At 61.6% G+C, this 7,056-nt stretch carries 5 protein-coding genes; all 5 read left to right on the top strand.

Annotated features, from left to right (window positions below):
- Window positions 1-651 precede the first annotated feature (651 nt).
- The 5 genes from H4Q31_RS02540 to H4Q31_RS02520 all read left to right on the top strand — a co-directional run bounded on the left by H4Q31_RS02540 (window position 652) and on the right by H4Q31_RS02520 (window position 7,054).
- Window positions 652-2,937, top strand: a complete 2,286-nt coding sequence (locus H4Q31_RS02540; protein ID WP_185177494.1) for a DEAD/DEAH box helicase — start codon at window positions 652-654, stop codon at window positions 2,935-2,937.
- Window positions 2,934-4,382: a ribonuclease H-like domain-containing protein gene (locus H4Q31_RS02535; protein WP_185177493.1), complete on the top strand. Its 1,449-nt coding sequence runs from the start codon at window positions 2,934-2,936 to the stop codon at window positions 4,380-4,382. The genes H4Q31_RS02540 and H4Q31_RS02535 overlap by 4 nt, the downstream gene beginning before the upstream one ends.
- A 147-nt stretch (window positions 4,383-4,529) precedes the next feature.
- Entirely contained in the window at window positions 4,530-5,384 is an 855-nt protein-coding gene (locus H4Q31_RS02530) for an HAD-IIA family hydrolase (RefSeq protein ID WP_185177492.1), read from the top strand.
- Window positions 5,381-6,217 (top strand): bifunctional DNA-formamidopyrimidine glycosylase/DNA-(apurinic or apyrimidinic site) lyase, encoded by an 837-nt coding sequence (gene mutM, locus H4Q31_RS02525; RefSeq protein WP_311771667.1) that lies wholly within the window; start codon window positions 5,381-5,383, stop codon window positions 6,215-6,217. Before H4Q31_RS02530 ends, mutM begins: the two co-directional genes overlap by 4 nt.
- A gap of 3 nt (window positions 6,218-6,220) precedes the next feature.
- The gene (locus H4Q31_RS02520; RefSeq protein WP_185177507.1) at window positions 6,221-7,054 is read left to right on the top strand and encodes a deoxyribonuclease IV; all 834 of its coding nucleotides are present in this window, start codon (window positions 6,221-6,223) and stop codon (window positions 7,052-7,054) included.
- Window positions 7,055-7,056 lie beyond the last annotated feature (2 nt).

The raw sequence follows: 7,056 nt of genomic DNA, 5'->3' as shown, positions 1-7,056 counted from the left end.
GGTCCAAGCCGGGTTACAGGGCTGGTTAGCGGGTGTAAGGCGGCTGTAACCGGTCCAAGCCGGGTTACAGGGAGTGTTAGCGAGTGTAAGGCGGCTGTAACCGGTCCAAGCCGGGTTACAGGGAGTGTTAGCGAGTGTAAGGCGGCTGTAACCGGTCCAAACCGGGTTACAGGGTGGGTTAGCGAGTGTAAGGCGGCTGTAACTGGTCCAAGCCGGGTTACAGGGCGGGTTATCGAGACTAAGACGGCTGTAACCGGTCCAAGCCGGGTTACAGGGAGTGTTAGCGAGTGTAAGGCGGCTGTAACCGGTCCAAGCCGGGTTACAGGGCGGGTTATCGTGTTCCTGCGCAGCTCAAATAGGTCCTCGCACTAGACTCGCACATCCGCAATTCGCTTGTCTGGCGCGGCTTCCGGGGTCCTAAACTTTTCCCGGGAAAGCGCAGGAGACGACAGGGAATGTCGCTTTCAAGGCGTATCCGTGAGCTTTCTATCGTCAACTGTCAGATAATTGCGAGAAATATATCGAAATTAGAATTCAATTGGTATCCTTTTCCGACACGGAATACGCAGCGAACTTGCGCATATCCGTTGAAAGGCGAACATGTATTCTGTACAATGGAGAGAACAACTATCCGCGAAGGGGACATCAGCCTTGAATCCATGGACGGGCAAAGCAGCCTCGGTTGAGGAATGGCTCGATCTGCTGCGCGGCCACCCCGAGATCATGACGAACGTGACCCATTGGCATACGCAGCCTGCGAAGCCGGCGCGCACCGTGCCGATGCCGCCAACGATGAATGCCAAATTAACCGAAGCGCTGGCCGGCAAAGGCATCCGAGAGCTCTATACGCATCAAGCGGCGTCGTACCGTGCTGTCCGCGACGGCAAGCACGTGGTGACGGTGACGCCGACGGCATCCGGCAAGACGCTCTGTTACAACCTGCCGGTGCTCGAGCACATCCTTGCCGACGATAGCGTCCGCGCGCTCTACCTGTTCCCGACGAAGGCGCTGGCGCAGGATCAGGTGGCGGAGCTGCAGGAGCTGGCCAACCTGATGGAAGCCGACATCAAGACGCATACCTATGACGGAGACACGCCGCCGACGGTACGCCAGGCGATCCGCAACGCCGGGCATATCGTCGTGACCAATCCGGACATGCTCCACTCCGCCATTCTGCCGCATCATACGAAGTGGGTGAAGCTGTTCGAAAATGTGAAATACATCGTGATCGACGAGCTCCACGCGTACAGAGGCGTGTTCGGCAGTCACGTCGCCAACGTCATCCGCCGCCTGAAGCGGATCTGCCGCTTCTACGGCAGCAACCCGCAGTTCCTGTGCGCTTCCGCGACGATCCGCAACCCGCGCGAGCATGCGGAGCGGCTGCTCGGCGAGCCGGTCACGCTCGTTGACGACAACGGCGCGCCGGCCGGCGAGAAGCATCTCGTCTTCTACAACCCGCCGGTCGTCAACCAGCAGCTCGGCATCCGCAAGTCCAGCGTGCTCGAATCGCAGAAGCTGGCCGCGCTGCTGCTGAAGAGCGGCATCCAGACGATCGTGTTCGCCCGCAGCCGCGTGCGCGTCGAGATCCTGCTCACTTACTTGCAGGACCTGGTCAAGCGCGAGCTCGGCACGAAGTCGATTCGCGGCTACCGCGGCGGGTATCTGCCGAAGCTGCGGCGCGAGATCGAGCGCGGCCTGCGCAGCGGCGAGATCCGCGGCGTCGTCAGCACGAACGCGCTGGAGCTCGGCATCGACATCGGCCAGCTGCAGGCTTGCGTGCTGAACGGCTATCCGGGCTCGATCGCCAGCACGTGGCAGCAGTCGGGGCGCGCCGGCCGCCGCCACGGCAGCAGCGTCACGTTCCTCGTGGCGAGCAGCAACCCGCTGGATCAGTACTTGATCCAGAACCCGGATTATTTTCTCGGCACGCCTCCGGAGGAGGCCCGCATCCATCCCGATAATCTGCTTATCCTGCTCGACCATGTCAAATGCGCCGCCTACGAGCTTCCGTTCGAGGAAGGCGATACGTTCGGCGAGGAGAAGCTGAGCGATCTGCTGGAGTTCCTCGTCGAAGAGAAGGTGCTTCACCAAGCGGGCAACCGCTGGTATTGGATGGAGCAGGCTTTTCCCGCGCACAACATCTCGCTTCGATCTGCCGCGCAGGAGAACTTCGTCATCATCGACATGACCGAGGGACATCGCGTCATCGGCGAAGTCGACCGGTTCAGCGCGCCTACGCTCATTCACGAGGAAGCGATCTACCTGCACGAAGGCGTGCAATATCAAGTCGAGAAGCTGGATTATCCGGAGAAGAAGGCGTACGTCCGCCAAGTGAACGTCGATTACTTCACCGATGCGAGCATGGCGGTGGAGCTGAAGGTGCTGCACGTCGACCGGGAACGCGACAACGGCGTGATCGAACGGCAGTACGGCGAAGTGAGCGTCACGGCCAAACCGACGATTTTCAAGAAAATTCGCCTTCGCACCCACGAGAACATCGGCTCTGGACCGATCCATCTGCCGGAGGAGGAGCTGCATACGAGCGCGTATTGGTTCGCTTTCACCGATGAAGCCGCAGCCGGCTTGACGACGAACGACATGCAGATGGCGCTGCTCGGCCTCGCGAACGTGCTCATTCACCTCGCGCCGCTGCACCTCATGTGCGATCCGTTCGACATCCGCGTCGTACCCCAAGTGAAGGCGACGCATACGAAGAAGCCGACGATCTATTTCTATGACCGCTATCCCGGCGGCATCGGCCTTGCCCAGCGTCTTTACGACATGCATGATGAACTGCTAGAGGAAGCGGAGCGGCTCATCGTCGGCTGCCGATGCATGAGCGGCTGTCCCGCCTGCGTCGGCCCGATCGAGGAAGTGGGGCTGCTAGGCAAGGATCTGGCGCTCGGACTGCTGCGAAGGACGCGTGGCGAACGATGAGCGGCGGGCTGCGCGAGAGGCTGGGACGGCTGCGGGGGCAATCGTCCGCCAACAAAGCGGAGGCGGCATCCGCAGGTACTGGCGAATCTCTGCAGGAGGAGCTGCGTGAGGGGGCGGCGGGCGGAATCGCTGCAAGTGAAGATGACTCGGCCGGAAGCGCCGATATGGCGAAGGCCGCTGTCGAAAGGCTGCATCCGTCATTCGAGAAGCTTGGCGTCAGCCAGATCGATAACGAGCACGGCAGCTTCTTGCTGCGCCGATGCGAGTACGCCCTTGACCATCGCCATGGCTTGTACGAGCTCGGCGAGCTGCTAAGCCGCGCGGGCAGCCTTGGACCGGTTGCGGCACGGCAGAACAAGAAGGCGGAAGCGACAGCCGGCAATGTTCACATGGATCGCGAACAGCAGGATGAAGCCAGCGAAGCGCTCTTGATCGAAGCGGAACGGCTGCTATTCCTCGACACGGAGACGACCGGGCTCGGCGTCGGCGCGGGCAACGTGCCGTTCATGATCGGCATCGGCTGCTTCGAGCCGGACAGCGGGAGCCTGATCGTCGAGCAGATGCTCATCCGCCATCCCGGCGAAGAGAAGGCGATGCTCCACTACTTGCTCGGCCGGATGAACGGGCGCACGCATCTGGTCACGTATAACGGCAGATCGTTCGATTGGCCGGTGCTCGTCACGCGCTTCATCCTGAACGGCTGGCGGCGCAGCGGTCCCGAGCCTGGTCACCTAGACTTCCTGCACCCGTCGCGCGCGCTCTGGCGCAACACGCTGGAGTCGTGCCGGCTCAGCCGAATCGAGGAGGAGAGACTCGGCATCGGCCGAATTGACGACGTGCCGGGCTCGCTGGCTCCTGAGCTGTATATGAGATATCTGAATGACGGCGACGCTTCGCAGCTGGAAGGCGTGTATCTGCACAACGAACGGGATATCCTGACGCTAGTTACACTGGCGGCTCACTTCGCCGGCTTGCTCACGGGCGAAGTGTCCGGCGGCCCAGCTCCGGGCCTGCTGCCGGAAGGGGCAGAGGAGCTGTACCGCACCGCCGCTTGGCTGGACGCGCATGGCCGAACGGACCTGTCGGAGCCGTTCTTCCTGGCGCTGTCCGAACGCACCGAGCCGACCGCGGTTCGTTGGTGGCTGCTGTCGGCGCTGCGGTACAAGCGGCTCGGTCGGCTGGAAGAAGCCGTGCCGCTGTGGGAGCGCGCCGCCGCGAAGGCCGAGCAATCCGTCTTCCCGTCCTACGAGGCGCACATCGAGCTTGCGATGCACTTCGAGCATCGCGTCAAAGATATCGCCACGGCGCTTCATTACGCCGAGCGGGCGATGGCTCTCGAGCTGCGCCGGACGGCGTCGCTGCGAGAGACGCCGCGCGTCCGCGAGGAACGGGAGGCGCTGCGCAAGCGCTTGGATCGGTTGAAGCGCAAGGCGGCACGCAGGTAAGCGGGACGCAATTCCACCCGGACAACTCCTGATGTTCTAGACAACGCCTTTCCCGTTCATGCCTTGCCTTGACGAAGCAAACGGAGTATTGTTGGAGAATGGCGGAAAGTGCCAGTATTCCGAACGCCACGAAAGCGAGTGATAGAGATGAACGAATCGCAAGCGCTTCATCAAGCGCGGAGCAGACCGAAGGCGATTCTGTTCGATCTCGACGGAACGCTGTATAGGGGAGACGAGCCGGTGCCCGGCGCCGACAAACTTATTGCGGGACTTGTTGCACGAGGAATTGCGTGCTGGTACATCACCAACAACTCCACCCGAACACCTGCGCAAGTGGCGGAGCATCTACATAGAATGAACATTCCAGCAGTTCCCGAGCAAGTGATCACGTCCGCGGAAGGCGCTGCCGCTTATGCCAAGCAGCATTATGGGCGGGCGGACGCTTTCGTGCTCGGCGAGCACGGCCTTCAGGAAGCGATGAGCGAAGCCGGATTCCGGCTCGCGGAAGAGGGACCGGCACAGGTGGTCGTTCAAGGCCTTGACCGGACCCTTACGTACGATCGGATGACCCGGGCAGTTCATCATCTGCTCTCCGGCGCCGTCTATCTGCTGACGAACCCGGACCTTCGGCTTCCGGTAGCCGACGGCGTGCTTCCGGGCGCAGGCAGCATTGCTGCCGCCCTGCAGGCCGCGAGCGGAGTCCAGCCGACGGTCATCGGCAAGCCATCGTCTATACTCATGAATTTCGCGCTCGAACGAGCGGGCGTTGCGCCCGAGGACGCTTGGGTTGTCGGCGACAACCCGAACACCGATATCGCCGCCGGTCTAGCTGTCGGCTGCCAGACGGTGCTCGTCCTGACGGGCTTATGTACGGAAGCGGATTGGCGCAGCCGCTGCGAAGCAGCCGGAGCGATGCCGGACAAAGTGTGCCGCGATCCGCAGGAGCTGTCTTCATGGATAGAACAAATCGATTCTCAACTAGAACACGAGTCGAAGGGATGAGCGCGATCATGCCGGAATGGCCGGAAATGGACACCTACAGGCGTCTGCTCTCGCCGCTGGTCTGCGGACGTACGATTCAAGCGGTAGAAGTGAACCGGGAGAAGACGATCAACGAACCGGTTGATGTCTTCCAGTCCGCCCTGACGGGGCGCAAAATCTTGTTCGTGGAGCGGCGCGGCAAGCATCTGCTGTTCCATCTCGATGATGGACATCGCCTGCTGCTTCACTTAATGCTGGGGGGCTGGATCTATTACGGTCCTGAATCGGAGCCAGAGAGAGAGGACAGCCGCTATCAGGTCATATTGGAGCTTGACGACGGCAACCGGCTCTTCTTCGGCGGCTTGCGCCTTGGTTACCTGCACCGGTTAACAGCCAAAGGCGCGCAAGAGCACTTAAAGGATCTCGGTCCCGATCCGTTCGATCCTCGCCTGACGGAGGAGGCGTTCACGAAGCGTCTTGGCAAGAGGCGCGGCAAGCTGAAGCCGACGCTCGTCGACCAGAAGCTCGTCAGCGGTATCGGCAACTGCTATTCGGACGAGATCTGCTTCGACGCCAAGGTTCTGCCGATGGCGCAGATCCCGGATTTGTCGGAAGAGACGAAGCAGCGGCTATATCATTCGATGCGCCAAGTGCTGGAGGAAGCAGCAGCGAACGGCGGCTATATGGATCACAAATTCTCGGCGGACGATACGTTCGTCGGCGGGTTCGACGAGATGTGCCGCGTTTACGACCGAGAAGGGGAAGACTGCCCGCGCTGCGGAACGCCGATTCGTCTGGAGCATGTCTCCTCGCGCAAGATGTTCTTCTGCCCGTCCTGCCAGAAGGAACAGTGATTGATGATCATCGGCAGCCATGTGAGCACCCGGCGCGGTTACCGCGAAGCGGCTAAGGTAGCCGAACGGATCGGCGGCAGCGCTTATCAATATTTTCCGAAAAATCCGAGGAGCCTGCAGCTCAAAGCCTTCGATCGCCAGGATGCCGCACGATGCGACGAGTGGTGCCGCGAGCGGGGCATGGTATCGATCGGGCACGGTCCGTACTTGGTGAACCCGGCCGCTGAAGGCGATCTCGCCGAACAGATGGCTCTTAGCACGCTGAACGACCTAGCGATCGCGGAAGCGTGCGGCTCGCTGGGCGTCGTCGTGCATTTCGGTGTGCTGAAGGACGGCGATCCGCTGCGAGGTTACCAGAACAGCATCCAGTGGCTGAACCGGGTGCTGGGGCAATGGAGCGGCAAAGCCAAGATTCTGCTCGAGAATCAGGCCGGCGATCATGGCGACATGGGGACGACGCCGGAAGAGCTGGCCACCGTCCGTTCGCTATGTGCGAGGCCAGATGGCGTCGGCTTCTGCTTGGATACGTGCCATCTGTTCGCCAGCGGCGTCTGGAACGGGTCCCATTGGGACGAGTTCCGCGAACGCGCCGCCAAGGCGTCGTTCTGGGAGCATCTAACCGCCGTTCATCTGAACGATTCGCGTCACCCTGCAGGCTCCCGCCGGGACCGGCATGCTCGAATCGGGGAAGGCTTCATTGGGCTTGACGGCTTCCGGGAGCTGCTCGCTTCGCCTGAGCTGCGCCATACGCCGCTCTTGCTGGAGACGCCTGTAGACGAAGACGGCACGCATAAGAGTCAGATCGAACGGGTCAAACGGCTGGCAGAAGGGGAGTGAGA

The sequence above is a fragment of the Cohnella lubricantis genome, assembly GCF_014212015.1.
Taxonomy (GTDB): Bacteria; Bacillota; Bacilli; order Paenibacillales; family Paenibacillaceae; genus Cohnella; species Cohnella lubricantis.
The sequence above is the reverse complement of the archived record's forward strand: the minus strand, read 5'-3'. Positions and strand labels throughout refer to the sequence as shown.

Coding starts and splice junctions, on each gene's coding strand:
- H4Q31_RS02535 (WP_185177493.1), top strand. CDS start 2,934: ATGAGCGGCGGGCTGCGCGAGAGGCTGGGACGGCTGCGGGGGCAATCG.
- H4Q31_RS02520 (WP_185177507.1), top strand. CDS start 6,221: ATGATCATCGGCAGCCATGTGAGCACCCGGCGCGGTTACCGCGAAGCG.
- mutM (WP_311771667.1), top strand. CDS start 5,381: ATGAGCGCGATCATGCCGGAATGGCCGGAAATGGACACCTACAGGCGT.
- H4Q31_RS02530 (WP_185177492.1), top strand. CDS start 4,530: ATGAACGAATCGCAAGCGCTTCATCAAGCGCGGAGCAGACCGAAGGCG.